The organism is Corynebacterium sp. HMSC074E01, from assembly GCF_001808885.1.
Taxonomy (GTDB): domain Bacteria; phylum Actinomycetota; class Actinomycetes; order Mycobacteriales; family Mycobacteriaceae; genus Corynebacterium.
The window spans coordinates 500,084-525,855 of sequence record NZ_KV794854.1; the positions used below are offsets into that span (position 1 = coordinate 500,084).

Below are 25,772 nucleotides of genomic sequence, written 5' to 3' on the forward strand. Positions count from 1 at the left end.
TTGGCGAGCTAGCTACCGAGGAATTCCTTCCATGCCGGCCATTCCGCATAAGTCTGCGCGCGCCCGGCTTCATAGTTGGCGCGAAGCTTAGTCACCGAGCGCTCGGTCGAAGCCACCTGCATATCCTCCGGGAAGAAGAGCTGAGCTCGCCCTTCCTTTTCCAGCTCCAAAAGCCGGTCCTTGGAGGCGTTGTAGCGTGGCGGGCGCGCAATCATCGCCTCTGCCACAGCCGGGTATTTGCGGAAAACCCGCCGCAGCGCCGCCGGCCGCCCCACCTCAGGGCGCACGTAGCCGCGCGGTTTCGAGCCGAGGAATAAGAACTTCTCAAACCCGGCCTTCTCCGCCTGCTCGATGAGAATGCCACCGGACTCGCCCATGGCACCGTCGACATAAGGCACACCATCGATAACGCGCATCGGCATGATCAGCGGCAACGTCGAAGAGGCCCGGACGCGCACCATCAGGTCCTCTTGGGTCTTTATGTCTTCACGCCCCCAGTACACGCTTTCCCCGGTATCGGCGCGCGCGGCGGAAATGCACACCTGCGCCGGGTTAGCGTCAAAGGCTTCCCAGTCAAAGGGCATGTCCTGGTCCGCAGCCTTCTCGTAGATGAACTCCGCATTGAAGTAGCCGCTACCGCGCAACAGTGAGCCCAGGCCGCCGAAGCTGGGGTTCTTGGCAAAGTCCACGAAGGATTCCTCGGAGCGAACCACATCGCGGGAAAGGAAGTTCACGGTGTGCGAGGAGCCCGCGGAAACGCCTCCGACCCAGCCGAATTCCACCTCCTCCTTTAAGAGTTTGACGATGCACGCGGCAGTATAGGAATTGCGCATACCGCCGCCTTCAATGACGAGTGCTGTATCTTTCGCGTCAATCACACTGCACGATGGTACCCCCGCGCTAGGATCGCGCCATGAGTTTGTTTTCTGCGGTAAAGGATATCGTCGATAAGCTCGGTGGCTCCTCCACCGTCCGCTTAGCTTCCCCGGATCCCCACGCCGTCGAGATCTCTGTAGATCACCTGTCCGTCCACACGGCCGGCAGCCTCATCATCTTGGTTACCTCCCCAGCCGGCGCACAAGTACTCAGTGAGGTGGCGCGCTCCGGCGAGCCCGCGCGCTTAAGTGGCTCTAAGACCACAGTGCACCTCTCCCCCACGACGAAGGCACAGCGTCCGGTCCATGATCCCAAGCGGGGCTGGGCCATCCCGCTATCCCCTGCGGAACGGGACACGCTGGCCCAGCTTCACGCCGACCCCGGCGATTATGAGGTCTCCGAGTCGCTTGCGGTCTCCATCGAAACTACCCCTGAAGAAAGCTAGCCTGCCATGCTCATCCTTCCCTTCCAAGGGCGCACGCCCCGCATCCACCGCAGCGCCTGGATCGCACCAAACGCCACCATCATCGGTGACGTCACCATCGGCCCGGATTCCTCCGTGTTTTATGGCTCCGTGCTGCGCGGGGACGTTGGTTCCATCCGTCTTGGGGCGCGCGCCAATATCCAGGACAACTGCGTCATCCACGTTGAAGCCACCGAGCCTTGTGTGCTGGAGGATGACGTCACCGTGGGCCACATGGCCATGCTCCACGGCACGCGAGTGGGCGCGGGCACGCTAGTCGGAATGAAAGCCACCCTGCTTTCGGGCTCCACCGTGGGCCCTGGCTCTCTCATCGCCGCCGGCGCGGTGGTGCTCGAAGGCCAGGACATTCCCGCCGGCGCCCTAGCCGCCGGGGTTCCAGCCAAGGTGCGGCGCGAGCTGAGCCAGGAGGAATCCGCCGCCTTCATCCCGCACGCCGCGCGCTACGTCGAGATTGCTAAAAATCAGGCGCTGCTTAGCGACGCCCTCCCCCTCGACGAAGTCCTCTACGACTAGTCCCGCAACTGCCGTTGTTGACAAAGATCCGGCCAGATCGTGCCGCGAGTTCAAAAGTTTTGGCAACAACGGCAGTTCCACCTCCGCGAACTAGGGCCGCGAGCGAAGCCACAATCGCCTCATTCAGGGCTACAGCACTAGAGCAGGGACACAAGGCCCATGACCACAAGGAAGGCTGCCACGCCGTAGCCGCTCCACAATGCCACGGTGGTGGAGTTCTCCCGCGCCCACGCGAAGGCACGTCCGGCCCAGGACTGTGGTTTCGCCCGCACAAGGGCGATGAACAATCCGCACACTGTCGGCAATGAGAGCGCAAACGTGGCGTAGAAAAAGAGGCCACCATACTTAACGGTATTGCTAAAGTCCCCAGCCGCTAGGTGCATCAGGCCATAGAAGAAGGGCACGGAGGTCAAGGACTGGATAACGCCCATGGCATAGCCCACCACAACGGTCTTAGCCGAAGGAGTGCGCAGCGGGCCGAGGAGCTTCTGCACCATATCGTTGGGTTCACCCTTGGAGCGCCAAGCTAAAAGGCCCAGCCCCAAGCCGATGACAACCAGCCCCCACCCCAGCAGAGGCGATTCCAAGGCCGCGGCGACCTTGTCCTGGATACCGACGAAGATGAACATCACCACGGCGGCCGCGGTGAGCACTCCGAACCAGTCCCCAACGATGACGAGGGCCGCAATCTTGCGGTAGCTGCCCCGCGGAAGCATGATGCCGATAGCCACCAAGATTCCGATCAATAAGGCATTGACGGAATCGGCAAAGGCATTGAGCACGGCTTCAAGCATGCGCGCCAGTGTACAGGGCGCGTTTGCAGAACTTACTCTGGACACCGAGCCTCCTGTGCTCTGCACCATGCTTTGTTCTAGTGGTGCAGACCGAGGAAACATTCACTCACTGTTTACCGTTAAGGGCCCTCATGTGAGGGCTGTCAACGGTAAGGTATTGAAAAGTGCTTGCCGCCGCGACGGGTGTCTCCCCCATCGTCGGCGGCACCCTAACTCATGCCCCGACAGTGATGTGGAGAGATAAAAAATGAAGGTAGCGATTCTCGGCGGAGACGGCTTCTGCGGTTGGCCCGCTTCCCTCTATCTCTCCGACCAAGACCATGAGGTCATCATCGTGGATAACCTCTCCCGGCGCGCCATCGATGAGGAGTTGGGCGCAGAATCTTTAACACCTATCGCCTCCATTGAGGAGCGCCTGGCCGCGTGGACCGAGGTCTCCGGCAAGACCATTGGCTTCCACAACCTCGACGTGGCCCAGGACTACGACGGCCTGCTCGAGTTCCTCAGCACTGAGCGCCCGGATGCCGTGGTGCACTTCGCTGAGCAGCGCGCCGCCCCCTACTCCATGAAGAATTCGCGCACCAAGCGCTACACGGTGGATAACAACATCAACGCCACCCACAACCTGCTCGCCGCCATCGTAGAATCTGAGCAAGATATCCACGTTGCGCACCTGGGCACCATGGGTGTCTACGGTTACGGCACAGCCGGCATGAAAATCCCGGAGGGCTACCTAGATGTGCAGGTGGATGCGGGAGAGAATGGCGTCGTCAAGCAGCAAATCCTCTACCCCTCCAACCCGGGCTCGGTCTACCACATGACGAAAGTGCTGGACCAGCACCTGTTTGCCTACTACGCCAAAAACGATGAGCTGCGCATCACCGATCTGCACCAGGGCATCATCTGGGGCACTCACACGGAGCAGACTCAGAAGGATGAGCGCCTCATCAACCGCTTTGACTATGACGGCGACTACGGCACGGTGCTCAACCGCTTCCTCATCCAGGCCGGCATTGGCTACCCGCTGACCGTGCACGGCACCGGCGGCCAGACCCGTGCGTTTATCCACATCCGTGACATGGTGCGCTGTATCGAGCTAGCTTTGCAGAACCCGCCGGCGCGCGGTGAGCGCATCAAAATCATCAACCAGATGACGGAGACCCACCGCGTGCGTGACTTAGCGGAATTGGTTGCGAAGATCTCTGGCGCACAGGTGGCCTACGTGCCGAACCCGCGCAAGGAATCCGCGGAGAATGAGCTGCACGTCACCAACGACACCTTCCTCGAGCTTGGTCTGGAGCCGACCACCTTGTCGGAAGGGTTGCTCCATGAGGTGGAGGAGGTCGCTCGCAAGTACGCCGACCGCGCTGACCGTTCCAAGATTCCGGCGCAATCCTTGTGGACGCGACAGCAGCACGCCGGCGTTCCTTCCACGGAGGTTTAAGTCCCACCGTGCGCATCGCAATCGTTACCGAGGTCTTTCTCCCCAAGATCGACGGCGTGGTCACGCGCCTGACGCGCACGCTGGACCAGCTGGCCGCGATGGGCCACGAGGTACAGATTTTTGCCACGGGCAAGGGCCCTGCAACCTACGCCGGCTTCGAGGTCACCCGCATTCCCAGTTTGTCGCTATGGGTCTACCCGGAGATCAAATTCGGCTTGCCCTCGTGGAAGTTCTTCAAGGAAATCCGGGATTTCGATCCCGATGTCATCCACGCGGTCAACCCCATTTGGACAGCGGCTCTCGGCGTCTTTGCCGCGCAGCGCGATGCCGTGCCGCTGGTGGCCAGCTTTCACACCAACGTGCCTGAATACGTCGATGCGCTGGGCATCGGGTGGACCCGCCCGCTGACTGAGGCCGCTCTGAAGTATCTACACAACCAGGCAGCGGTGAACCTGTGTACCTCTGGCCCCATGGTGGAAAAGGCTCGGAAGATGGGGATCCGAAACGTGCAGCTGTGGCCCAAGGCTGTGGATACGCAGACCTATCACCCTGACCGCGCCACGGCGCAGATGCGCGAGCGCCTGACCGACGGTAACCCGGAGGCCCCGCTGGTGACCTATATCGGCCGAGTATCCAAAGAAAAGGACTTGGAGCGCCTCGACCACGTGATGCAGCTGGTTCGGGCACAGCTTAGCGACGCCCGCCTGGCCATCGTCGGCGATGGCCCCGCCTTGGAGGAGCTCAAGGCTAGCTTCGATCCTGCACACACAGTGTTCACCGGATACCTGTCTGGCGAGGAGCTCGCCGCTGCCTTCGCCGTGGGAGATGTCTTCCTCTTCCCCTCCGCCACGGAGACTTTGGGGCTGGTAGCACTCGAGTCCTTCGCCTCGGGCGTGCCGGTCGTCGGCACGAATGCCGGTGGTATTCCCTTCGTCATTGAGGAAGGCGTGACCGGGCACCTCATCGCTCCCGACGCCGATGATGAGGCTTGGGCCCGCGCCACGCTCGGACTCCTCGAAGACCCTGCCCGCCGGGAGACAATGGGCGCTGCCGCCCGCCGCGAGGCTGAAAAGTATTCCTGGGTAGAATCCACCCAAGCCCTCCTCCACGCCTATGAGGAGGCTATCGAGCACCCCTTCCGCAGGGAAGAGAACGAAGTCAAGGAGCACTAATGGATTCCGCCCAGAACCTGTACTCCGCAGGCGCTTTTATCCAAGCCGGCATCGACGCCACGTTTGCCTCCCGATTGGGCGACGTGCGCGACGTCGAACTGAACTTTGCGCCTGCTGACCCCGCGCCCGAAGCCCAACAATCAGCGCAGCCAGACCAAGACCAGCGCGCGGTGGTGCGCATTAGTACTGATTCAGGGAGCTATGACTTCGATGGACTACGTCTAGCCACCATCCAGGATGGGCAGCTGCACTGGGCCACGGGTTTGGCGGAACAAGCGCCCCAGCCTCAGTTCCACGGACCACAGCCCGATTCCGCCCTGCTCCGCGGCTTAGCGCGGCGGTTGGTGGGCGACCGCCCTGTTCTCCGCGTCCCGCAGGGCGAGGGCGAAGCACTCGTCGCCGTCGACTTTACGGAGCTCCACCCAGATCCCCGTGTCAGCATCTTGGCCGGACTCGAACGCTCGGGGGATGTTGCAGGGGGCGTCGACGAGCGCCGTGCTACCTCTGAGCTCGCTTCTTACTTGGGCGTGGACCCAGCGGCGGCAGAAGGCCTCGCACGCTTCCACGGCACTCGGATCGCGGCCCTTCCCCACCCTTCGGGCCGGGCCGGGCTCAGCGCACGCGATGTGTTGGCGGATGCCCATTATATTGCCACCGAGCACAATTTCTTTTTGGAGGCCCGCTTCCCCAACCTGTCTGCGGACCTCGACCCTGGAACGTCTCGCACCGTGGTGAACTCTGATCATGGTTCGCTCACGGTTCCCGCCCATCTCATTGCTACTCTCGACGCTTCCACGGACACGTTCACGTGGGCGTGGGCGGACGAGCTATCTAGTTCCATGTCCGCTCAAGCAGCGGCGAACCTGCGCCGCTTCGGCTATGACAATGCGCTTCCCGAGCTGATCCGCGCCCGGGTGTCGATCCCCGAAGCGCGCTCGGCGCGCCTGCCGCAGCTAGCCATGCCGATCCTGGGGCTGTGGACCCTGCTGCCTGTACAGCTGCCCGATGGCCGCCAGGGATTGGCGCTGACCGATGCCCCTGCCTTCCACCTGCCCGCACCAACTCCGGCCGCCACGCAGGCCACCCTCAACGTTGCCGTGCCGGCAGGAGTGGATGAACACCGGGCGCGCGCCGCCTATCAGCGGGCACGCGGCCTATAAGCCCTGACTAGGAGTTCAGCACTGCGCGGAATTCTTCGGCGTCAACCTCCTCGGTGGTCGCCGGGTCAAACGCAGCATCCTGGGTCTTGTCCACCAGCACCGCGCGCACGCCCTCGGAAAAGTCGGGGCGTCGGTACATGTGCATGCCCAGTTTGAGTTCTAGCAGGAGCGCCTCACGGATATCGTCGACAGCGGCTTCCGCCTCATAGAGCTCATTGGCCGCGATGATGGCGGCTGGGCAGGCGGCGGCCATGAGGCGGCGTACTTCGCCGGAAATGTTCGGGCGCTTATCGAGCTCCGCGGAAATCTCCTCCCACGTCGGCAGCGCGAAGGTTTCCTCCAGGTCTTTGGCTACCTGCTCCAGCGGCGCCGGCTGTTGTGGTGCAGGCAAAGCTAGATCTTCCAGTGCGGCGTCGATGCCCCGCTCGATAGCTGCCTCAATCAGCTCGGCGGCATCCTTAACAACGTGGGTCGCGACACCCGTCCACAACATGTCCGCGGCATACATGCGGTAGCCGCTTAAGCCCCAGAACTTTGCCAAGCCCGGCGAAGCTACTCCGCGTGTACCCACCATGCGCTGCGCCGCATAGGCCACTCCCACGTCCGTGACGTAGCCGATATTCATCTCCGGCATCGACGCGAAGGCCTTCTCAGTTACCACGCGGTGCGAACCATGCATGGAGATGCCTAATCCTCCACCCATCACAACCCCGTCGATGACGGCAATATAGGGCTTCGGGAACTCGGCGATATCACCGTTGGTGAGGTACTCGCTGGCGAAGAAGGCATCGACTTCCTCCAGCTTGCCTTCCGCGATTCCCTCACGGGCGTGGCGCACATCGCCACCGGCGCAAAAAGCTTTGGGGCTGTTGGAATGAATCAGGACTTGCTCAATCTCGTCATCCTGCGCCCACGCTTCGAGGGAGCGGCGGATGATGTCAATCATCTCCGGGTTCAAAGAATTCAGAGCCTTCGGGCGATTGAGTTCAAGGACTCCGGTACGGTTGCGGACAGAAACGAGTACTGGATCAGTCATAGTCATGCGCACCAGTGTTCCATATCACAAATGTTTCAGCCACCTATTTTTGGCGCTACCTTGGACATGGTTTCTGCTTTTTGCCCAACCCATTTAGATTGGTGTGACTTTTTTGCTCCCACAACTTGTTGCTCTTGACATGGACGGCACGCTCCTCGATGCCCACGGCCAACTACCAGCGGACTTCGCGGAGCTGCAGGAGCTTGCCGCGCACCATGGATGCGAGCTAGTTCCGGCCTCAGGGCGCCAACTGGCAACACTCAAGCAGATGTTCCCGCAAGGCGAAACCTTCATCGCTGAAAATGGCTCAGTAGTCATGCGTGGTGGCGACATCATTGCGACATTCCCGCTCCCAGAAGCGACCGTGCACTCAGCACGCGAGGCCTCAGCGGCCTTGGAGGTGGAACACACCGTGGTGCTGTGCGCCCCGGAAACCGCCTACGTCGCGCAGGATGCATCCGATGCAGCGCGCGCAGAGATCTCCAAGTACTACAAGGCGGTCACGTGGGTCGATGACCTAGACGCCGTCCCCGATAGCAACATCATCAAGATCGCCATCTTCTGCGAATCCGGTTCAGAGGCACACATCTACGAGCCCATCGTGCGCGCTGTCCCGGAGGATAACGTGGCGGTATCAGGCAAGGTCTGGCTCGATGTCATGGCTCGCGGCGTGGATAAGGGTGCAGCCTTGGTCAAGCTCGCTGAACTTGCCAACGTTCCCATCACCGCCACCGTGGCCTTCGGCGACTACCTCAATGATCTCGAAATGCTACGCGCTGCCGGGACAGCCGTCGCGATGGAGAACGCGCATCCGCAGCTGAAGGACCTAGCGGACATCATTGCCCCTCCCAATACTGACAACGGCGTCAGCACCGTGCTTCGCCAGCTTTTGCGCACCTAACACGCTCCCCTGACTCGTTGCCCGACTAGCCACGCGCACAGAGTAGGATTACTCGGGTTACTAAGCCTCAGTACCCGAACCACGGTGTCTACCTGCGGAGTGTGAAGTGAAGAAATTTTTGCGGTCGGTGGTGTCACGCTTGGCAAAGGGCGAATCATCCACATCGAGTCCCACTCCGGACTCCCCTTCCGTTTCCCAGAAGCCTTCTTCAACTTCGACTACTGCATCTAAAGGCTCTGCTGCGACTGCTAAGTCCACTCCGGCTGCCAAGCGCACGTCGGCTTCTCCATCCACCGCACCTACTGACACCACGAAGCCTGGAAAGTCGACCACTCCCAGCAAGCCCACCACCTCGGATAAAAGCGCTGCGCCCAGAACTCAGCGGCCCAGCACTCAGCGCCCGGCCGCGCGGCCTAGCCGCGTGCGCCCACGGCCAGCGGAAGACTTCACCTTAGACTTGTCACCGAGCGCCCTTCCCAAGGCTTCGGCGGTGAAGAAGGCCAAACTAGTCAAAACCCGCGAGGAGGCCGACGTAGCTTCGACTGGCCGCCGCGGCCCACGACGCACCGTCCCTCGCCGCCCGGCGCCCCAGCAGGCTGCCCCGCAGAAAACAAGTTCTGAGCAGCAGGACAAGACTCCTTCCCCGGGAAACAAGGTCTCGGAGACCAGCCGTGCCGGCAAGAATCCGGCCGCCACACCAAGCGCCCAGCCCGCTGCGTCAAAGTCTCCTACAGCTGCCAAAGCGCAGGCACCTGCCCCGGCTCCGGCACCGGCTGCACAAAAAGAAAAGGCTGCCCAACCTACAAAGAATCCTGCACAGGGCGAAGAACGCCAGAAAGCCCAGCGCGCTGAGGCCAAGAATGACAAAGTACCTGAGCAAGCCAAAGAACCTGAAAAGAAAAAGAAGAAAACAGAGACGGCCAGGCCAGAGAATGAGATTTCGCGGGCTCTGGCTCGTCGCTCACAGTCCGTCGGGGTACTGAGCACAAAACAAGAAAAACAAGAAAAGCGCCGTTCAGAAAAGCGGCCGGTAGCGAAGGAATCCACTGCTGCTGCCGCGGCTCCGGCAGCTGCAACCGCGGCAGCGGTAGACGCTACAAAGGCAAGCGCCACGCCCGCCACTGCGACTGCCACTGCGGCTCCCTCCACAGCCCCCGCCGCTGCCAGTGCGTCCGCCAGCAGCACAGCTGCCCCGGCTACAACTGCACCTGCAACCACACCGCGCCGTCGACGCGCCCGGCTGCGTCAAGTACCGGGCCTGGATGGTCTGCGTGGTCTCGCGGTGCTTGCCGTGGTGATCTATCACTTCTTCGGGGACATTCTCCCCGGCGGTTACCTCGGCGTGGACATGTTCTTTGTCCTTTCCGGCTTCCTCATTACCTCGCTGCTGGTCCGTGAATTCAACGCGACTGGGCGCATCAGCCTCAAGGATTTCTGGATCCGCCGCTTCCGGCGCATTCTCCCTGCCGCACTCGTGGTCCTTTCGATATGTACTGCGATTGTGGCCCTCATCGGCGGCGACCTAGCAGTAGGCATCCGCCAGCAATTCTTGGGCACCTTCTTCTTTGTCAACAACTGGACCCAAATCGCCACCAGCCAAACTTACTTTGCGCCAAATGAAGTGCAGGTTTTCGCGCACTATTGGTCCTTGGCCGTCGAGGAACAGTTCTATCTGATTTGGCCTCTGCTGATGTTTGGCGTCTTCGCCATTTCCCGCCGCAAGCCCAAGCGCCTGCCCATCGCGGTATCGCTGATCCTCGCGATCGCTTCAGCCGTCGCGATGGCGCTCATCTTCACCCCAGGCGAGGATCCCACCCGCGTGTACTACGGAACCGATACCCACGCCTTCGGTCTCCTCATTGGCGCAATGTTGTCCCTGCTTTTGACCTCCACCGACAAGGATGTCGACGCCGACTCCTGGCCAGCAGCAAACAAGGGCATTCTCGCTGGCGCCCTTGGCGCCCTCGCACTCGTTGCCTACCTTGCCCAACTGGTGTGGATGGGCGCGGACCGCGAATTCACCTACCGCGGTGGTTTGGCCCTCACCAGCGTGCTCGGCGCGGCGATGATTTGGGGAGTGGTGCGTGAAACCGGCCCCCTCACCTGGATTTTCCGCACCCGTGTGATGCGCTGGCTGGGACAGCGTTCCTTCTCTTTGTACCTCTGGCACTGGCCGGTGGTCATGATTGTCCACGCGCTGTCCGACGCCCCTTCGTGGCTCCTGGGTCTCCTTTGCCTGCCGCTGAGCTGCTTGTTGGCAGAGGTGACCTACCAATTTGTAGAAAACCCCTTCCGCCGCGCCGGATTCCGCCCCACGTGGCATGCCTATTGGGCGGCCCGCCCCAGCATGGAGGAAATTAAGGCTGGCTTTGGCAAGGCACTGTGGCCTGCAGTCCCCGTCATCGTCGTGCTATCTCTGCTCGGTGTGGGCTATGCTCTGGTGACCTCGGAGGATAAGAGCGAACTAGAGCGCGAGCTCGAGCGCATGGCACAGTCCAACGAGCAGGCTGCAAGTTCCGCTCCGGCACAGCCCGCGGAGACTACAAAACCGAAGGAAAAGCGCGCGATACCCACCGGCAACGAGATCAGCGCAATCGGCGATTCTGTCATGCTCGCCGCCTCCGAAGCACTTAATGAGCGTTTCCCGGGTATCAGTATCGACGCTGCCATCTCCCGCCACTATTCGGCAGCCCTGCCGGTGGTTCAGGGGTTGAAGGATTCCGGCCAGTTGCGCTCCACCGTATTTGTGGGCTTGGGCACCAACGGAGCTACATTCGAGGGCCAAATGGACGAGCTCATCGATATCGTCGGCTCCGAGCGCACACTGGTACTCGTGTTGCCTTACGGTGAGCGCGATTGGATGGGGCCGGCGCGCGCCGAAATCATCGAGGCCGCAACGACGCACGACAACGTCTATATCGCAGACTGGTGCGGAGTAGCACAGGAAAATCCTGCCATGCTTTACGACGACGGCGTCCACCCGTTACCCGAAGGTGCACACCTCTACGCGGACGCTCTGTACGATGCCCTCGAGCAGTACGCAGACGAGGAGAAAAGCCTCAACACAGTCTGCTCCAGCTAAGTAAATCGAACTTCGAGCCTGAGGATCAGGAAAGCCGCCCAGCTTCTGCTGGGCGGCTTTTGTCTAAGCATGTGCTCTAGACCGAGAATTCAGCCATCTTATCCCATGCCGTCTTACCTGGAATGGAAGTATTGATGATGTCCGGGGTCTCCACCAGGTACTTCGGCAGCTCCTCACAGGAGCGCTTGAAGTGCTCGGTGTTGACGTGGTCGACGTCAGTGCCGTCCTTGTAGGACTCAAGGAGCAGGAAGCGCTGCTTGTCTTCCGGATCGCGGAACCACTTGAAGTCGATGCAGCCGGGCTCTGCCTGGCAGGCCTTGGTGTACCAATCAATCTCTTCCAAGAAGGTATCGGCGTACTCGGGCTTAACGTGGAACTGTACGTTGATCAGAATCATGGGGCCCACTGTAACCCTCTGCGCGAAAACATGCAGAAGGCCCTGCCTAAAGCGGCAGGGCCTTGCTCAAGGGCGACTTTCAATGTGCCGCTCGGAGCTTTACTTATTGAAGAAGTACTCCGCAACATAGACGTGGGTGCCATCAAAAGCCTGGGCGACGCCGAAGCCAGTGCCATCGGCCTTGGTCACGGGCACGTCGCGGTTGAGCCAGTTCACGCGGTCCTTCGCTTCCGACTCAGTGAGCTTGTAGATGTTGCCGCTGCCCTCCTCCAGGTGGGTCAGGCCATCGCCAACATTGCCGTGGAAGGTGACCTTGCCGGCCGCGGCCTGGTTTGCCCACTCCTGAGCAATGTTCTTGGCGTTGGCATCCTCGTGGTGGCCTTGCTTCAGCAGGTGGGCGTGGGTTGCACCAACGAGCTCATTCGCCACGGCCGGGGTCGGCTTTTTGATGAAGCCTGGCAGCTGGACGTTGTACTGCTTGGCCAAGTCATAAGCCTGCGCGGGCAGCTCGATTTCAAAAGAGTTGATCTGCTCAGCAGCCTGGGAGGACAACTGGTTCAGTTCCTGCGGCTGTGCGGAGGAAAAGTTAGCCGGGGCGGCCTGGGCCGCAGACACCGACAAAGCGGCGCTAAGGGATGCTGCCACGGCTGCGGTAGCGGACAGGCGGGAAACACGACGGAAAGAATTCATGCCTTCCACCGTGCCATACAACGGCGAGCGCAGTGAAGGTCTGCCCGGCTCTATGGGATTTTCGATACCACTTTGTTATCCGCTGCTGGGGTTAGTACCCCGACATGAAAGAATGACCGGAGGCTAGCTTTAACGATTATTCGAAAGGTTGATCACTGTTGCTGGACGTCTTAACCGGCTTCGCCATCATTTTTGTGGTTATCGGCGTGGGCTTCTTCTTGGCTCACCGAGGCGTTATTGGCAAGGGGTGAAGCCCGACTGCAATTCAACCGTACAGCATTCTGGGCAGCCACCCCAGCGCTAATTTTTTCCAGCGTGGCCACCTCAGATACTTCTGCCTTCACCTCTCCCGTTGTTGCTGTCATTGCGATTGCTTCAGTCACCACGATGGCATTGTATGGGTTGCTCAGCGCACTGTTCTTCCGGCGAAGCGGGGCAGAAACGATGGCCGGAGCGGCAGCGGCGAGCTATTACAACTCCGTCAACATTGGACTGCCGATTGCCACCTATGTGATCGGTGATGCCACTTTTGTGGTGCCAGCACTCGTACTCCAGATGGCGGTACTCTCCCCCTTCATCATCGCCGGCCTCAACGCACAGGGAACAAGCCTGCGTTCGATTACCAGCTCCGTGGTTTCCGGGCTTACGGCGCCTGTCGTCATAGCGGCCATCGCCGGCTTCATCGTTTCTGCGGCTGGCTGGCAGGTCCCCGACGTCATCATGGCGCCCCTTGAGATCCTCGGTGGGGCTTCCATTCCGATGATCCTCATGAGTTTCGGAGCCTCTCTCACCGGTAAAGGGTTGTTGGCCAATGACCGCCTGCCGACGATTACCGCCACGGTGCTCAAGCTCATTGCCATGCCGGCCATCGCCTTGGCGGCAGGACTAGCCTTGGGACTGAGCGGCAACGAGCTCTACGCAGCGCTTATCTTGTCCGCGCTTCCGACCGCACAGAACGTCTACAACTATGCCGCGACCTACCAGTCGGGAGAAACGGTGGCGCGCGATACGGTCTTCCTCACCACCTTCCTCTCCCTGCCGGCCATGCTGGCTATCACTGGCTTCTTTGGGTAGGGCTGGGCCTAGTCCTCAAGCACTAGCCTTCGAGCTTCTCCCCCAGCTCCAGCCATTCCATCTCAAGTTCTTCACGCTCGGCGGCAACGGCCTTGAGCTCGGAGTCGAGCTTCGCTAGCTCACCACTGTCCCCCTCGCCAGAGGACATCTTCTCCGCGGCTTGTGCCATCTTTTCATTCAGCTTCGCAGTCTTGTCGTCGAGCTTGCTCATCTTGCGCTCCAACGCATTCATCTTCTTGGTCAGCTCGCGCTCCTCCTGGGAGCTCAAACGCTTGGCCGGGACGGCTTCCGCGCTCTTCTCGTCGGCGTCCTTGGAGGCTTCTCCTAAGTCGAGAACGCCGCGGGCAGTGGCGGCTTCCATCTCCTGACGGCGACGCAAGTATTCCTCAATGCCACCCGGCAGGTTGGTGAGCTTGCCATCCCCGAACAGCGCATAGGTGTTATCAGCGATGCGCTCGATGAGGTAGCGATCGTGCGAAATGACCACCAAGGTGCCGGGCCACGAGTCGAGAAGAGACTCCAGCTCCTGGAGGGTATCGATGTCGAGGTCGTTCGTGGGCTCGTCGAGAAGCAGAACATTCGGCTCTGCCATGAGCACGCGGGTCAGCTGCAGGCGACGGCGTTCACCACCGGAGAGATCGCCAACCGGCGTGCGCTGCCGTTTCGCGGAAAAGCCCAGGCGCTCCGCCAGCTGCGAGGCGGAGAGCTCTTTCTTTCCCAAATGGACGTAGGTGGCGACGTCCTCCACGGCATCGAGAAGCCGGCGCTGTGGATCCAGGTCATCGAGTTCTTGGCGCAACCAGCCCAGGCGCACGGTCTTGCCCTCGATGCGCTTGCCCGCGGCAAGCTCTGATTCCCCAGCAAGGGCGCGCAGCAGCGTGGTCTTGCCCGAACCGTTAACGCCGACGAGACCGATACGCTCGCCCGGCGCCAACCGCCAGGTGAGGTGATCCACCAGTGTGCGACCATCCGGGGTGGTGACCTTTGCATCCTCAAGCTCAATGACAACTCGTCCCTGGCGCTGCTTAGAAAAGGCCATGAGCTCAACCTTGTCGCGCGGCGCAGGAACATCCGCGATGAGCGCCTCAGCCGCCTCAATGCGGTAGCGCGGCTTCGAGGTACGTGCCGGTGCCCCGCGGCGCAGCCAGGCCAGCTCCTTTCGCGCCAGGTTCTGCCGGCGCTGCTCGATGGCATCGGCTTGGCGCGCGCGCTCGGCGCGGGCAAAGGTCCAGTCGTTGTAGCCACCCTCATAGGCGTCGACGACACCGTCGTGCACCTCCCAAGTAGTGGTGGCAACGGTGTCGAGGAACCAGCGGTCGTGCGTGACGACGACGACCGCCAGCTTGCGTGAAAGCAGGTGGCTGGCTAGCCACTGCACGCCTTCGACGTCAAGGTGGTTGGTCGGCTCATCGAGCACCACGATGTCGAGGTCTTGAACGAGTGCGGCAGCCAGGTTGACGCGGCGCCGTTCACCACCAGAGAGCGATCCCACAGGGGTGTCTAGCCCTAGGTCAACGATGCCGAGGCCGCCGAGGACATCGCGCACCTTGGCATTAGAAGCCCACTCGAAGGTTTCCAAGCCCAGTGGTTCGATGATGACCTGGGCGATGGTGAGGGACTCCTCCAGCTCAAAGCGTTGGGTCACCACTGCCATGCGCAAATCCGAATTGTGGGATACACGGCCCGAGTCCGGGGATTCGATGCCGGTGAGAACTTCCAGCAGTGTAGTTTTGCCGCCGCCGTTGACGCCGACGATACCGATGCGATCACCGGTTTGAACGCCGAGGGAGACCCCATTCAGTAGGGTCTTGAGCCCGAAGGACTTGGTTACGTTTTCGAGGTTAATGAGGTTCGCCATATCGAGAGTTCATCTTAGTGCTTCAGCACGGTTACCCCCGCACCATTACCTTTATTGCTATTGATTTTCACTTCCAATACTGTGGCGCACTATGAAAAAAGAACGTCTCGCCTTGTGCGCCGCACTATCCGCCACCATCCTCACCATCACCTCTTGTTCCTCCCCTGACAGCGAAGAAGCCTCATCCCCCTCCAGCGCTGAAGCTAGCAACGCGCATGCCGAGCACAGCGAGAGCCATGACGGCTTTGAAGCCGCTGAGGGTGAGACTGAAGTTGCTGAACTACCTCCCCGCATCCTTCTATCGCACAAGAATGGTCTCACTACTCTCGACGGCGAGACCGGTGAGACCATCGACAGCGAAGAATTGAAGGCATTCCTCCGGCTGAGCGATGCCGGCGATAACCGCCACATCATGGTGACTAAAGGCGATAGCTTCCTCACCTTCGACACAGGTCGCATCACCAAGCCCCACGGAGACCACAAGCACTACTACGCAGCACAACCACAGCTTCTCAGCGCAGCCATTGAAGCACCGCACGCCGGCCACGTGGTTCACCACGACGGCTTTACCGCACTCTTCTCCGACGGCGATGGCGTAGCACGGATTTATAAGACCGAGGACATCGGCAAGGAAGACGCCAAACCCGTCAACACCGTCGAGACAGGCGCTGCGCACCACGGCGTAGCCGTCCCGCTGAAAGACGGCTCAGTAGTCACCACTAAGGGCACGGAAGACGAGCGCCACACCATTCAGCACCTAGACCCCTCCGGCAAGCTCCTTGCGGAAACCACTGAGTGCCCCGGTGTCCACGGCGAAGCCGCCGCCGGCAATGGCAGTCTCTTCTTCGGCTGCGAAGACGGGCCCGTCGTCTTCGACGGCACCGACTTCCACAAGATCGATGTCTCCGCTTATGCCGGAAAGGGCGGCTACCAGCGCTCCGGCAACTCCGCAGGCTCGGAGGAATCCGACATCATCCTGGCGGATAACAAGACCGACAAGGATGCTGAATTCGAGCGTCCGACTTCGGTGACCTTGATCAATACGGAAGACTACTCCGCCAAGAAGGTCGAGCTCGGCGAGTCCTATTGGTTCCGCTCGTTGGCCCGCGGCCCCCTGGGCGAGGCACTGGTGCTCACGACAGACGGCAAGCTCAACGTCATCGACCCGGAATCCGGCGAGGTAACCAAGAAGATTGACGCTATCTCCCAGTGGAAGGAAAACGAGGAGTGGCAACAACCGGGACCGATCCTGAAGGCGGCAAACGGCTATGCCTATGTCACCGATGCCAACAAGCAGGAACTGGTAGTTCTTGACCTCCTTGGTGACCAGGAACCACAGCGCTACAAGCTCGACTTCAAACCCGTGGAGATTGCCGTCCTCTAAGAACCGCCGCCAAAGTGCAACGCGGGCGCTAGACCGGTGTTTGGTGCTAGACCAGCGTTACGCCGGTGGTTGGCCCGCGGGTCACCAATCCGCGAGTACCGCGGTTATCAGCGCAGACCTGGGCCACCACTTCCTGGGCGATCTCCTCATCTTCGCAGAGGAAGGCGCAGGTTGGCCCCGAGCCTGAGACAATCCCCTTAAGTGCACCGGCAGCCTCACCAGTATCAAGAATCTTGCGCAGGTCCGGGCGTAGCGAGAGGGCTGCCGGCTGGAGGTCGTTGTGCATCACCGCAGCGAGCTCGCGGGGGTTGCCGCCCACGAGGGCTTGGCCCACGACTTCAGTGTCGAGGTGTGGGGCACTTCCGCGTCCGGCAGTGCGTAGCTCATCTAGCTTTCGGAAGACAGAGGGCGTCGACAAGCCCTCCGCATTGGTGATGATTGCCCAGATATAGCGCCCACGCGAGAGCATCGGCGTCAATAGTTCGCCACGCCCGCGACCCAAGGCCGTGCCACCCATGAGGGTAAAAGGAACGTCGGATCCCAGCTCCGCGGCGAGTTCGTAGAGCTTCTCCATGCTGAGGGCTTCACGGCTGAATTCGCTGCTCAAAGCTTGGTTAGCCAAAAGCAGGGCGGCCGCGGCATCGGCGGAGCCGCCAGCCATCCCGCCGGCGGCAGGGATGTTCTTTTCCATCGTGAGCTTTCCAGCAGCCGGCAGCATGAGGTTCTGTGCCACCAGCTCCACCGCGCGCCACGCCAGGTTCTCGGTTGATGCCGGAACGCCCTTCGCATGGTTGCCGGTGACTTCCACGGTGCTTCCCTCGCCCCAGCGATAGCTCACACGATCGTGCACATCGAGAGACTGGAAGACGGTGGCCAGCTCATGGAAACCATCCGCGCGAGCTTCACCCACACCCAAGTGCAGGTTGACCTTGGCGTGGGCGCGCGCCTGCCAGAGCTGCGGGGAGTCGTTTACTGGCTTGCTCATGAGACTGCCGCCAATCTAACGAAGTCCTCCACGCCTAGCCTCTCGCCGCGCAGGCGCGGATCGATGTCCGCCGCGCGTAACGCTTCCTCGGCTGCCGCAGCGGATCCATAAAAGCCCGCCAAGGCGGCGCGCAACGTCTTGCGGCGTTGGGCAAAGGAGGCGTCGATCAGCGCAAAGAGCCGTGGTCGCAGCCCCTCGTCGTAGGGGCGGGTGCAATCAATGCGCACCAGACCCGACTCGATCTTCGGCGCCGGCCAGAACACGTTCTTCCCAATCGTCCCGGCTTGGCGGACCGGTCCATAGAAGGACGCTTTGACGCTCGGAATGCCATAAACCTTGCTGCCCGGCGCGGCGGCGAGGCGCTCAGCCACCTCCAGCTGCACCATGACCAGGACACGGCGAATCGATGGGTAGACCTCCAACAGGTGGAGCAGCACCGGCACCGCCACGTTATAGGGCAGGTTGGCCACCAAGGCGGTCGGCTCCCCCAGCTCCCCTGCCTCAACGGTAAGAGCATCCTTCTCCACCACGGTGAGGCGATCCGCAAAGTCGGCCGCCCGCGCGCCCACGGTATCTGGGAGTTTGCGGGCGAGCCGCGGGTCAATCTCTACTGCCGTGACGTGCTCCACCTCCCCCAACAGTCCCAAGGTCAGCGAACCCAGACCAGGGCCGACTTCCACCACGCGATCCTCCGGGCTCAGGTCCGCAGCGGCAACAATGCGCCGGATGGTGTTGGGGTCATGGAGAAAGTTCTGGCCCAGCTTCTTTGTCGGCGTCACGTCGAGCTCAGCGGCGAGCTCGCGGATTTCCACCGGGCCCAGCAGGTGGGGTTGTGTCATGTCATCCAGACTAATACGCGCGGCTCGGGAGCTTTAGCGCAGGCCAAGCTTCGAGGTGCAGGCGGGCCATGCACCCCAGCCCTGCGCGGCCTGAACCTTCTGGGCCACGGCAATCTGCTGCTCGCGGGAAGCCTGCCATGCCTGCGGGGCGTACTCGGTTCCGCCAAAAGCAGCCCAGGTCGACGGGGTGAACTGCAGACCACCGGAGAAACCGTTGCCGGTATTGATGGACCAGTTACCGGTGGCCTCACACTGCGCGAGGGCATCCCACACGGAGCCCTCAGCAACGGCCGGGGCGGTGGACTTGGGCTTGGTGCCGCGCGCGATCACTGCGGCGACGGCCTCATTGCGGACGTCTTCCTTGATGATCTCGTTGGACTCTTCCTTACCGTTGACCTTCACAATCTTGCGGGTCACGGTGCGCGAACCTGGGGTGCCTTCCTCGCGAACTTCCTCGGTTCCCTCTTCCAGCTCGGGATCATCGACAAAGTTAGCGGGTGCGTCGAAGTCCTCCGTCTTTTCTTCCTCGGAGATCTCCACGCGGTCCACGGTGATGGCCGTACCGGCCTTGACCGGGGTATCCAAGGCTGGGGACACGCGGTCATCCTTGTCCACGGTGATCCCGCGGGCTTCCAATACGTCTTCCACGGTTTTAGCTGCAACGCTGGCGTAGGAGACGGAACCACCGTCAGAAAGCTTGATGATCTTCGGGGACGTAACCTCAAGGTTCATGCCCTCAGTCACCGTTTCATCCTCCTTCACGGTCTTGGAGCCGGAAGTGATGGCAGCTCCCGGGACGATACCATCGAGGCCGCCCAACAGGTCAGAGACCGTGAGATCGGTGGAGGAAAGCTGCTTCTCAACACCATCGATGGTCACCGCAACCGGCTTAGCGGTACGAACGGTGATCGAATCACCGTCGGAAACCTGCTCTGACAGCGCGGGGTAAACAACGTCTTCTCCCCCGACGTTGACGCCTGCAGCCTCCAGTGCGGCGTTGACATCGCCGGCGAAGGTAGCTAGCTCGGTGGTCTCACCGTTGACGTCGAGCGTGATGTCCTTCTGGGCACCAACGGCAACAACACCGCCCACGGCAAGGGTGCCGAGCACACCGCCGGTAGCCATGCGCAGCGGCAAGGAGCGGGAGTTATTGATTCGCTTGATCTGCTTCTTCGGGGACATAAACCTTTACTCGTCTCTGCGATGCTTCGTATCCGAAAGGCGGGGGACCGCCTTTCGGCACCTGTCATGGCGCGCTCTGCGCGCGCCGGCCGGCAACATCAAGGCCGGACTAACTTTGAATAACGATACGGTAACAGAACTCAACGATCGAAACGTATTTACACGCCAGGACCACTAGCAACACATTCGCCACAACAAACACGCGCGCCACCCATGAGCAGCGGATTTGCACTTAGTGAAGATCATCACACCCCGAAGACCTGCGCGAAGGTATCAGCAACCTCCGCAGCCAAGTCCTCTACTTCCTGGCCACGCGCCTGGGCCACGCAGCGATACGTGTGCCCGATAAGGGAAGGTTCGTTGCGTGCACCGCGGAAAGGCTCCGGTGTCATGTACGGCGCATCCGTCTCAATAAGCAGCTGGCCGGCTGGGGCAAGCGCTGCGGCCTGGCGCATCTCTTCGTTACGCTTAAACGTCACGTTGCCGGCAAAGGACAGAATATATCCGCGCTCAAGGGCTTCCTTGGCCACATCAAGTGGTGAGGAGAAACAGTGCAGCATCACCTTCGGTACTTCAGAGCACTCCCCCAACACACGCATGAGATCCTCATCGGCCTCACGGTTGTGGATCATGAGCGTCTTCCCCACCTTCGCTGCCAACTCAGCGTGCCAACGAAGAGCCTCTTCCTGCACCTCGAGGGGCGCGGTGGTTTCCGGCTCGTGGTGAATCCAATAGGTATCCAGGCCCGTTTCACCAATAGCCACGCAGCGTGGGTCCGCCGCCATCTCGCTCAGGCGCGAACGGGCGGCCTCATCCAGCTCATGAGCCTTTGTCGGGTGAATCGCACACGCGGCATACACGTTGTCGAATTCGTGTGCCGCGGCCAAAGCTTTCTCCGCCTCCGCTAGGCCATCACCCACGGTAACGATGCGCTCAACACCAGCAGCACGAGCGCGCTCAACGAGGTCGGCATCAGCATCACGGCAGGAGGCGAGGTGCGTGTGGGCGTCGATAAGCTGGCTCAAACCTTCGGCGGGAACGGGCGTGGGGCGTGGCTTCTTCTTAGACATGGCTGTGAGTGTAGTCTTGCGCGCATGATTATCCGTGAAGCGACGGACGCCGACGTCCCCGCGATGACCGCCACCCTGAATTGGGCCATCCGAGAGACCCACTTCATTTTTCGCAGCGAACCCGCCACCGTGGAGGAACGCACCGAGTACCTTCATCAACTACGCCGCGACAATTGTCCCTGTTTCGTGGCCTTCGCTGACGACGGCACGTACTTAGGCTGGGCACTCTACCGTCCCTACCGCGATCCTAAGGTGTGGCTGGGCTGCTACGAGACAACAATCTACGTTGATCCCACCGCCCACGGCCGCGGGGTAGGCACGCGCTTGCTCGGTGCTGTCGTTCAGCATGCCCGTGAGTCGGAGCAGGTCCATACGCTGCTGGCGCTCATCGTGGCGGACAACGCCGCATCCATCAAGTTGCATGAAAAGTTCGGCTTTGCCACTGTAGGAACGTTAAAAGAAGTCAGTCGCAAAGCTGGGCGCTGGATAGACCTCACCCACTTGCAACTCATGGTTTAAGGAACATCATGCACGTTCGTCCCGCAGAGCTTGCCGACGCCCCCACAATCTCCGCCATCTACAACTCCGCCTCCGCCGCGAAACCGGCCACCAACCTGGTGACCTGGCAAGAATCCGTAGAAGACCGAGAAGAGTGGCTGGCACAGATGGACAAGGAAGGCTATCCGGTCTATGTCGCCGTCGATGACGATGAGATCGTTGGCTGGGCCGCCTACTTCCAGTTTGTCACCCCGGCTATCTACTACGGCACAGCGGAGGACTCCATTTATATTGCGGAGTCCGCACGGGGCAAGGGCGTGGGCAGCGAGCTCATGGACACGCTCATGGATCACGCGAAGGAAAATGACTACGTGGAGACGATGATTACCTACATCGTGGACACCAACGAGTCCTCCATCGCCCTGCACAAGAAGTTTGGCTTCGTGGAGACCGGCCGCATGCCCAATATCCACACCAAGGACGGCGTGCGCCTCGGCTTGGTCCACTTGCAGCGCGACTTCGACCGCTCCTAAAGCGGCTTACTGGCCACTAACTAAGCCGACGCAGCTTGAAGCGGCACAATATCGTCCAACTCAGCAAGAATTTTGTCTTCTGCGACATCCAAGTCGTAGTGAGTCTGCAGCCCCAGCCAGAACTGTGGGGACATCCCAAAGTACTTGGCGAGGCGAAGAGCCGTATCGGCAGTAATAGCCCGCTTTCCGTGGACGATTTCGTTAATACGCCGAGGCGGGACCCCTATCGAAACAGCGAGTTTGTGTTGGGTAATCCCCATGTCCTTGAGAAAATCTTCCATAAGGATTTCACCTGGGTGTACCGGGGGGAGCTTGTTAGTGGTAGTCAACGATTTCAACCTCCTCTGGCCCTAAAGCGGTCCACCGGAAGCAGATCCGCCATTGGTCATTGATACGAATACTATATTGACCCCGCCGATCGCCCTTCAAAGCTTCGAGCCTATTTCCCGGAGGAATCCGAAGCTCATCAAGCCTCTGCACATAGCCCAATTGCCTCAGCTTGCGGAGGGCTACCGAGTGAATACGTGAATCAATCGAGAGCACCCTCTCTCGATTCCATAGACGCTCAGTGGTCCTATCCGCGAACGACTGAATCATAAACGCACCATACCCCCCATAACGCAACGCGTCAATAACGTGAGACGTTAATTCTACCTAACGCTGTAATACAAAACTACCGCAACTATCGAGAACCAGCTATGCAGCAAGCTCGTCGTCAATGTAGACACGCGTCGTCGCACGCAGGCCCGCGACCAGCATGCAGAAGCTAAGCACCATAAGACCAATGAGCACAGCGGTCCAATTGCCGGTGGCGTCCCGCACCACTCCCACGGACAGCGGCACGAGGCCCGCCAAGACGTAGCCACCAGGCTGAACAAAGCCAGACAGGCGCGCGGTCGTCAGCGCACTTCGCGTGCGCGCGGTGAGCAAAGCGAGCGCCAACGGGAAGCACATGCCACCGATCCCCATCAAAGAGGCCCAGGCCAACGGGGCGGCGTCGGCAGCCACGAGCACTCCACCCCACCCGGCGCACGTGCACAGCGCCAGCACCACGGGCACGGGGGCAAGACGGTCCAGTCGCGAGATAAGCCACGGCATGACCACGCCGCCGACAATGTTGAAGAAACCGATGACAGCAAGTGCCACACTGGCGGTATTTTCGCTCACGCCCTTCTCCACCAGCATGCGCGGCAGCCACCCCATCTGGACATAGGCCATCGTAGATTGCAGCCCAAAGAAAAAGAGCATGGCCACCGCCGTGGGCGAGGTGTACATGGGGCGCTGCACGCCCGCACCGGCAATCGTGCCGTGAGCGACATCCTTGCCAGCCTGCGGAAGGACCACTATCCAGGCCACCAGCTGTGCGACGGCCGGCAGGCACCAGATCCACAGAGCACCTTGCCACGTACTCTGCGTCACCGCGGACAGGGGGCCGAGAGCGCTGGAAACACCCAGCATCGTGGTGTAGGTGGTCATCAATGCCACCAGTGCGCGGCCTGAACCATGCTGCTTGATCCATGCGGGAAGCAGCACGTTCGCCAATGCGATGCCGGCGACAACGCACAAGGTCAGTGCCACAAAGAGGGGGAAACTATCGACCCACGGCCGCAGTGCCAGCCCCACCGCCAAGGCCAGCGTACCGCCGGCCAAGGTACGGCTCAGCCCAACCCGCCGAGCAATGGGTACGGCGGCCAACCCCATGGCAGCAAAACACAGGCCAGGAAGCGCGGTCAACAAACCTGCCTGTCCAGAACTAATCCCAAAGAAATTCTGGATCTGGCCCAGCACCGGTGCCACCGAAGCGATACCGGATCGCAGGTTCAGCGCGGTGAGGCAAACAACGGAAAAGAGCAGGAAGGACGCAAGCGAGCGCCGAAACGCCGAGCCCACGCCTTTACTTCTGAACCGGGGCCCACTCCGGGCCGGTCTCACCGAGCTCCGGGTCAAGCTTAGCCACCAGTGGCTTCGGCTTCTGCAGCGCGGTGCCCGGCGTAATGTCGAAACGCTTCCACGCAGCCTGCTGCGCGGAGTAGTCACCGGTGATGATCGGGTACGGGTGGTTTTCCGGCGGGAGGTCTACACCAACGAGCTCGACCGGCATATCATCCACCACCTCTTCGACTCGCGGCTGTGCGGCCCACACGCCCTCACGGCCCAGAGTTTCGTGCACCTTCTGCGCGGTAAAGGGCAGGAACGGCGTGAGCATCACGTTGCAATCGGAGACCACCTGCAGCGCGGTCCACAGCACGGTGGCCAGACGCTCCCGCTGGGTCTCATCCTTGGCCAGCTTCCACGGCTCCATCGCCGCGACATAAGCATTGGCCTCGCCGACGACGTGCATGATGGCCGTCATGGCCTGCTTGAACTTGGACTGTTCGAGGAATTCCGCGGCGGTAGCGAAGGTTTCCTCTGCGAGGGAAAGAATATCCTTATCCGCCTGCTCCAACGCTGCAGGAGCCGGGACCTCGCCGAAGTTCTTGTGGGCCATCGACACGGTGCGGTTGACCAGGTTGCCCCAGCCGTTAGCGAGCTCGTTGTTGATGCGGCGCACGAACTCGTCCCAGGTGAAGTCGGTGTCGTTGTTCTCCGGGCCAGCCACGGCGATGAAGTAGCGCAGCGCATCCGGCCCAAACTCCTCCAGGAAGTCCTTGACGTAGATAACAACGCCCTTGGAGGAGGAGAACTTGGAACCGGACATGGTCAGGTACTCCGAGGACACGATTTCCGTCGGCAGGTTGAGATCACCATAGGTGTGCAGCTCACCGCCCTTGGAGCCCTTGCCCGCGTAACCCAAAAGCTCAGCCGGCCAGATCTGGGAGTGGAAGGTGATGTTGTCCTTGCCCTGGAAGTAGTAGTGGCGCGCCTGCGGGTTCTGCCAGTAGTCTTTCCACGCATCCGGGTTACCGGTGCGGTGGGCCCACTCGATGGAGGAAGACAGGTAACCAATCACCGCATCGAACCATACGTAGAGCTTCTTCGCGCCGTTATCCTCCCAGCCTTCGACCGGAATGGGAATGCCCCAGTCGATATCGCGGGTCATGGTGCGTGGGCGCATATCCTCCAGCAGGTTGAGGGAGAACTTGAGAACGTTGGGACGCCAGTCCTCGCGCGTCTTCAGCCACTCTTCGAGGACATCCTTGACCGCAGGAAGGTCCAGCAGGAAGTGCTCTGTATCGATGAACTTCGGGGTTTCGCCGTTGATCTTGGATACCGGGTTGATGAGATCCACCGGATCGAGTTGGTTGCCGCAGTTATCGCACTGGTCACCGCGCGCGCCATCGGCGCCACACAGCGGGCAGGTGCCCTCGATGTAGCGGTCGGGCAAAGTGCGCCCTGTGGACGGCGAGATTGCGCCCTGAGTGGTCTCCTTAATCATGTAGCCGTTCTCGTACAGGCCCTTGAACAGCTCCTGCACCACCGCGTAGTGGTTGCGGGTGGTGGTGCGGGTAAAGAGATCATAAGACAGGCCGAGACCAGCCAGATCAGTGACAATCTGACGGTTGTAGCGATCCGCCAATTCACGAACCGTCACGCCTTCCTTGTCCGCTTGTACCAGCAGCGGGGTGCCGTGCTCGTCGGTACCGGAAACCATGAGGACGTCGTTACCGCGCATTCGCTGGAAGCGGGCGAACACATCGGAAGGAACGCCGAAACCCGCCACGTGTCCGATGTGGCGGGGTCCGTTGGCATAGGGCCAAGCAACATTAACGACAACTGTCTCAGTCATGGCCTCTACTCTATCGAACACCCCCTCACCGGCAATGCAGTGAGGGGGTGTATCAGAGAAATGCTCGCGCACC

25 protein-coding genes and 1 pseudogene are annotated in these 25,772 nt (G+C 60.9%); 11 read left to right on the plus strand and 15 right to left on the minus strand.

Annotation, left to right across the window (positions count from 1 at the left end; translation table 11 throughout):
- Positions 1–8 precede the first annotated feature (8 nt).
- Positions 9–878, minus strand: a complete 870-nt coding sequence (locus HMPREF2537_RS11685; RefSeq protein ID WP_070529276.1) for a patatin-like phospholipase family protein — start codon at positions 876–878, stop codon at positions 9–11.
- Positions 879–913: 35 nt separating this feature from the next.
- Here HMPREF2537_RS11685 and HMPREF2537_RS11690 point away from each other — a divergent pair, with 35 nt between their 5' ends.
- Both HMPREF2537_RS11690 and HMPREF2537_RS11695 read left to right on the plus strand, forming a co-directional pair.
- The gene (locus HMPREF2537_RS11690) at positions 914–1,321 is read left to right on the plus strand and encodes a hypothetical protein (RefSeq protein WP_083299023.1); all 408 of its coding nucleotides are present in this window, start codon (positions 914–916) and stop codon (positions 1,319–1,321) included.
- Positions 1,322–1,327: 6 nt separating this feature from the next.
- Positions 1,328–1,873 (plus strand): gamma carbonic anhydrase family protein, encoded by a 546-nt coding sequence (locus HMPREF2537_RS11695; RefSeq protein WP_070529278.1) that lies wholly within the window; start codon positions 1,328–1,330, stop codon positions 1,871–1,873.
- Positions 1,874–2,010: 137 nt separating this feature from the next.
- On the opposite strand, the gene HMPREF2537_RS11700 is transcribed toward HMPREF2537_RS11695, so the two are convergent.
- On the minus strand, positions 2,011–2,667 hold the full coding sequence (locus tag HMPREF2537_RS11700; protein WP_070529280.1) for a hypothetical protein: 657 nt from the start codon (positions 2,665–2,667) through the stop codon (positions 2,011–2,013).
- Between the two features lie 247 nt (positions 2,668–2,914).
- Here HMPREF2537_RS11700 and HMPREF2537_RS11705 point away from each other — a divergent pair, with 247 nt between their 5' ends.
- Genes HMPREF2537_RS11705 through HMPREF2537_RS11715 form a run of 3 tightly spaced genes read left to right on the plus strand, consistent with a single transcriptional unit; the run spans position 2,915 to position 6,443 of the window.
- Positions 2,915–4,111 carry an NAD-dependent epimerase/dehydratase family protein gene (locus HMPREF2537_RS11705; RefSeq protein ID WP_070529283.1) on the plus strand — a complete coding sequence of 399 codons (1,197 nt, stop codon included), beginning with the start codon at positions 2,915–2,917 and terminating at the stop codon, positions 4,109–4,111.
- Positions 4,112–4,119: 8 nt separating this feature from the next.
- Positions 4,120–5,283 carry a glycosyltransferase family 4 protein gene (locus HMPREF2537_RS11710; RefSeq protein ID WP_070529285.1) on the plus strand — a complete coding sequence of 388 codons (1,164 nt, stop codon included), beginning with the start codon at positions 4,120–4,122 and terminating at the stop codon, positions 5,281–5,283.
- Positions 5,283–6,443 (plus strand): DUF6882 domain-containing protein, encoded by a 1,161-nt coding sequence (locus tag HMPREF2537_RS11715; protein WP_070529288.1) that lies wholly within the window; start codon positions 5,283–5,285, stop codon positions 6,441–6,443. The genes HMPREF2537_RS11710 and HMPREF2537_RS11715 overlap by 1 nt, the downstream gene beginning before the upstream one ends.
- Positions 6,444–6,450: 7 nt before the next feature.
- Here HMPREF2537_RS11715 and HMPREF2537_RS11720 read toward each other — a convergent pair whose 3' ends face one another.
- Positions 6,451–7,485, minus strand: coding sequence for an enoyl-CoA hydratase/isomerase family protein (locus HMPREF2537_RS11720; RefSeq protein ID WP_070529290.1), 1,035 nt, complete (start codon positions 7,483–7,485; stop codon positions 6,451–6,453).
- Between the two features lie 97 nt (positions 7,486–7,582).
- Between HMPREF2537_RS11720 and HMPREF2537_RS11725 the strand changes: the two genes are divergently transcribed.
- The gene (locus tag HMPREF2537_RS11725; protein ID WP_256375191.1) at positions 7,583–8,380 is read left to right on the plus strand and encodes an HAD family hydrolase; all 798 of its coding nucleotides are present in this window, start codon (positions 7,583–7,585) and stop codon (positions 8,378–8,380) included.
- A 60-nt stretch (positions 8,381–8,440) separates the two neighbouring features.
- On the opposite strand, the gene HMPREF2537_RS12920 is transcribed toward HMPREF2537_RS11725, so the two are convergent.
- Complete coding sequence (locus HMPREF2537_RS12920; protein ID WP_210383654.1) at positions 8,441–8,722, minus strand: hypothetical protein; 282 nt, start codon at positions 8,720–8,722, stop codon at positions 8,441–8,443.
- An 898-nt stretch (positions 8,723–9,620) separates the two neighbouring features.
- Between HMPREF2537_RS12920 and HMPREF2537_RS12925 the strand changes: the two genes are divergently transcribed.
- On the plus strand, positions 9,621–11,462 hold the full coding sequence (locus HMPREF2537_RS12925; RefSeq protein WP_210383664.1) for an acyltransferase family protein: 1,842 nt from the start codon (positions 9,621–9,623) through the stop codon (positions 11,460–11,462).
- A 76-nt stretch (positions 11,463–11,538) separates the two neighbouring features.
- Here the strand turns inward: HMPREF2537_RS12925 and HMPREF2537_RS11735 are convergent, their stop codons facing one another.
- Both HMPREF2537_RS11735 and HMPREF2537_RS11740 read right to left on the minus strand, forming a co-directional pair.
- Entirely contained in the window at positions 11,539–11,859 is a 321-nt protein-coding gene (locus tag HMPREF2537_RS11735) for a putative quinol monooxygenase (protein ID WP_070529295.1), read from the minus strand.
- 99 nt (positions 11,860–11,958) lie between these two features.
- Entirely contained in the window at positions 11,959–12,549 is a 591-nt protein-coding gene (locus HMPREF2537_RS11740; RefSeq protein ID WP_246820325.1) for a hypothetical protein, read from the minus strand.
- A gap of 158 nt (positions 12,550–12,707) precedes the next feature.
- Here HMPREF2537_RS11740 and HMPREF2537_RS11745 point away from each other — a divergent pair.
- Positions 12,708–13,623: pseudogene (locus HMPREF2537_RS11745) on the plus strand (AEC family transporter).
- Positions 13,624–13,645: 22 nt separating this feature from the next.
- Here the strand turns inward: HMPREF2537_RS11745 and HMPREF2537_RS11750 are convergent.
- The gene (locus HMPREF2537_RS11750; protein ID WP_070529297.1) at positions 13,646–15,481 is read right to left on the minus strand and encodes an ABC-F family ATP-binding cassette domain-containing protein; all 1,836 of its coding nucleotides are present in this window, start codon (positions 15,479–15,481) and stop codon (positions 13,646–13,648) included.
- Between the two features lie 91 nt (positions 15,482–15,572).
- Here HMPREF2537_RS11750 and HMPREF2537_RS11755 point away from each other — a divergent pair, with 91 nt between their 5' ends.
- Complete coding sequence (locus HMPREF2537_RS11755) at positions 15,573–16,865, plus strand: NHL repeat-containing protein (RefSeq protein ID WP_070529300.1); 1,293 nt, start codon at positions 15,573–15,575, stop codon at positions 16,863–16,865.
- A gap of 46 nt (positions 16,866–16,911) precedes the next feature.
- Here the strand turns inward: HMPREF2537_RS11755 and HMPREF2537_RS11760 are convergent, their stop codons facing one another.
- From HMPREF2537_RS11760 to HMPREF2537_RS11775, 4 genes are all read right to left on the minus strand, one after another.
- Positions 16,912–17,850, minus strand: a complete 939-nt coding sequence (locus HMPREF2537_RS11760) for a 4-(cytidine 5'-diphospho)-2-C-methyl-D-erythritol kinase (RefSeq protein ID WP_070529302.1) — start codon at positions 17,848–17,850, stop codon at positions 16,912–16,914.
- A complete protein-coding gene (rsmA, locus tag HMPREF2537_RS11765; protein ID WP_070529304.1) occupies positions 17,847–18,689 on the minus strand; it encodes a 16S rRNA (adenine(1518)-N(6)/adenine(1519)-N(6))-dimethyltransferase RsmA in 843 nt (280 codons plus the stop codon). The genes HMPREF2537_RS11760 and rsmA overlap by 4 nt, the downstream gene beginning before the upstream one ends.
- A 33-nt stretch (positions 18,690–18,722) precedes the next feature.
- Positions 18,723–19,871: a resuscitation-promoting factor gene (locus tag HMPREF2537_RS11770; RefSeq protein ID WP_070529306.1), complete on the minus strand. Its 1,149-nt coding sequence runs from the start codon at positions 19,869–19,871 to the stop codon at positions 18,723–18,725.
- Between the two features lie 245 nt (positions 19,872–20,116).
- Complete coding sequence (locus tag HMPREF2537_RS11775; protein WP_070529308.1) at positions 20,117–20,941, minus strand: TatD family hydrolase; 825 nt, start codon at positions 20,939–20,941, stop codon at positions 20,117–20,119.
- Positions 20,942–20,965: 24 nt separating this feature from the next.
- Between HMPREF2537_RS11775 and HMPREF2537_RS11780 the strand changes: the two genes are divergently transcribed.
- Complete coding sequence (locus tag HMPREF2537_RS11780) at positions 20,966–21,460, plus strand: GNAT family N-acetyltransferase (RefSeq protein ID WP_083299024.1); 495 nt, start codon at positions 20,966–20,968, stop codon at positions 21,458–21,460.
- Between the two features lie 8 nt (positions 21,461–21,468).
- Positions 21,469–21,972 (plus strand): GNAT family N-acetyltransferase, encoded by a 504-nt coding sequence (locus HMPREF2537_RS11785; RefSeq protein ID WP_070529310.1) that lies wholly within the window; start codon positions 21,469–21,471, stop codon positions 21,970–21,972.
- 20 nt (positions 21,973–21,992) lie between these two features.
- Here HMPREF2537_RS11785 and HMPREF2537_RS11790 read toward each other — a convergent pair whose 3' ends face one another.
- The 4 genes from HMPREF2537_RS11790 to metG all read right to left on the minus strand — a co-directional run bounded on the left by HMPREF2537_RS11790 (position 21,993) and on the right by metG (position 25,699).
- The gene (locus tag HMPREF2537_RS11790) at positions 21,993–22,253 is read right to left on the minus strand and encodes a HigA family addiction module antitoxin (protein ID WP_070520778.1); all 261 of its coding nucleotides are present in this window, start codon (positions 22,251–22,253) and stop codon (positions 21,993–21,995) included.
- A 34-nt stretch (positions 22,254–22,287) separates the two neighbouring features.
- Positions 22,288–22,569 carry a type II toxin-antitoxin system RelE/ParE family toxin gene (locus HMPREF2537_RS11795; protein WP_070529312.1) on the minus strand — a complete coding sequence of 94 codons (282 nt, stop codon included), beginning with the start codon at positions 22,567–22,569 and terminating at the stop codon, positions 22,288–22,290.
- A 99-nt stretch (positions 22,570–22,668) separates the two neighbouring features.
- On the minus strand, positions 22,669–23,862 hold the full coding sequence (locus tag HMPREF2537_RS11800; RefSeq protein ID WP_070529314.1) for an MFS transporter: 1,194 nt from the start codon (positions 23,860–23,862) through the stop codon (positions 22,669–22,671).
- Positions 23,863–23,866: 4 nt separating this feature from the next.
- Positions 23,867–25,699 (minus strand): methionine--tRNA ligase, encoded by a 1,833-nt coding sequence (gene metG, locus HMPREF2537_RS11805; protein WP_070529317.1) that lies wholly within the window; start codon positions 25,697–25,699, stop codon positions 23,867–23,869.
- Positions 25,700–25,772 lie beyond the last annotated feature (73 nt).

Coding starts and splice junctions, on each gene's coding strand:
- HMPREF2537_RS11785 (WP_070529310.1), top strand. CDS start 21,469: ATGCACGTTCGTCCCGCAGAGCTTGCCGACGCCCCCACAATCTCCGCC.
- HMPREF2537_RS11700 (WP_070529280.1), bottom strand. CDS start 2,667: ATGCTTGAAGCCGTGCTCAATGCCTTTGCCGATTCCGTCAATGCCTTA.
- HMPREF2537_RS11705 (WP_070529283.1), top strand. CDS start 2,915: ATGAAGGTAGCGATTCTCGGCGGAGACGGCTTCTGCGGTTGGCCCGCT.
- metG (WP_070529317.1), bottom strand. CDS start 25,699: ATGACTGAGACAGTTGTCGTTAATGTTGCTTGGCCCTATGCCAACGGA.
- HMPREF2537_RS11770 (WP_070529306.1), bottom strand. CDS start 19,871: ATGTCCCCGAAGAAGCAGATCAAGCGAATCAATAACTCCCGCTCCTTG.
- HMPREF2537_RS11790 (WP_070520778.1), bottom strand. CDS start 22,253: ATGGAAGATTTTCTCAAGGACATGGGGATTACCCAACACAAACTCGCT.
- HMPREF2537_RS11715 (WP_070529288.1), top strand. CDS start 5,283: ATGGATTCCGCCCAGAACCTGTACTCCGCAGGCGCTTTTATCCAAGCC.
- HMPREF2537_RS11780 (WP_083299024.1), top strand. CDS start 20,966: ATGATTATCCGTGAAGCGACGGACGCCGACGTCCCCGCGATGACCGCC.
- HMPREF2537_RS11755 (WP_070529300.1), top strand. CDS start 15,573: ATGAAAAAAGAACGTCTCGCCTTGTGCGCCGCACTATCCGCCACCATC.
- HMPREF2537_RS11690 (WP_083299023.1), top strand. CDS start 914: ATGAGTTTGTTTTCTGCGGTAAAGGATATCGTCGATAAGCTCGGTGGC.
- HMPREF2537_RS11720 (WP_070529290.1), bottom strand. CDS start 7,485: ATGACTATGACTGATCCAGTACTCGTTTCTGTCCGCAACCGTACCGGA.
- HMPREF2537_RS11735 (WP_070529295.1), bottom strand. CDS start 11,859: ATGATTCTGATCAACGTACAGTTCCACGTTAAGCCCGAGTACGCCGAT.
- rsmA (WP_070529304.1), bottom strand. CDS start 18,689: ATGACACAACCCCACCTGCTGGGCCCGGTGGAAATCCGCGAGCTCGCC.
- HMPREF2537_RS11775 (WP_070529308.1), bottom strand. CDS start 20,941: ATGTCTAAGAAGAAGCCACGCCCCACGCCCGTTCCCGCCGAAGGTTTG.
- HMPREF2537_RS11760 (WP_070529302.1), bottom strand. CDS start 17,850: ATGAGCAAGCCAGTAAACGACTCCCCGCAGCTCTGGCAGGCGCGCGCC.
- HMPREF2537_RS11750 (WP_070529297.1), bottom strand. CDS start 15,481: ATGGCGAACCTCATTAACCTCGAAAACGTAACCAAGTCCTTCGGGCTC.
- HMPREF2537_RS11740 (WP_246820325.1), bottom strand. CDS start 12,549: ATGAATTCTTTCCGTCGTGTTTCCCGCCTGTCCGCTACCGCAGCCGTG.
- HMPREF2537_RS11695 (WP_070529278.1), top strand. CDS start 1,328: ATGCTCATCCTTCCCTTCCAAGGGCGCACGCCCCGCATCCACCGCAGC.
- HMPREF2537_RS11795 (WP_070529312.1), bottom strand. CDS start 22,569: ATGATTCAGTCGTTCGCGGATAGGACCACTGAGCGTCTATGGAATCGA.